This is a genomic window from Salinicola sp. MH3R3-1, assembly GCF_001937155.1.
Classification (GTDB): domain Bacteria; phylum Pseudomonadota; class Gammaproteobacteria; order Pseudomonadales; family Halomonadaceae; genus Salinicola; species Salinicola halophyticus.
Genome location: NZ_MSDP01000130.1, coordinates 1 through 510 on the forward strand (window position 1 = coordinate 1; position 510 = coordinate 510).

General features: G+C 65.5%; 1 protein-coding gene. It reads right to left on the bottom strand.

Annotated features, from left to right (window positions below):
- Positions 1–510: Ig-like domain-containing protein (locus BTW08_RS18720; protein ID WP_168170696.1), on the bottom strand; the 510-nt coding region annotated here is incomplete at both ends.

Genomic DNA, 510 nt, shown 5'->3' on the forward strand with positions numbered 1-510 from the left:
CTGAGACTGCCGTTGCCCTGACCCACGCCAGTGTCGAGCGCGTAACCGGCGATGGTGCCATCGACATCGGTCGCTGCCGGCACTTGCCCGGTCAGCGCCGCGTTCTCGCCGGTGGTCCGAGTATCAGCGGCAGCTACCGGCGCATCATTGGTGCCGGTGACGGTAATCGTCACCGTCTTCGGCTCGCTCACCCCGCCATCGTTATCAGTGGCGGTGTAGCTGAAGGTGACGTCGCGGCTCTCGCCAGAAGCCAAGCCGTCGAAGTCGGTGCCGGGGGTGAAGGTGTAGCTGCCGTCGGCGCTGAAGCTCAACGCGCCATTGCCTTGGCCCACGCCAGTGTCGAGCGCGTAGCTGGCGATGGTGCCATCGACATCGGTCGCGGCCGGGACTTGACCGGTTAGTAACGTGTTCTCGCCGGTGGTCTGAGTATCGGTGACGGCGACCGGAGCGTCGTTGGTGCCCGTGACGGTTATCGTCACCGTCTTGGGCTCGCTGACGCCGCCGTCGTTA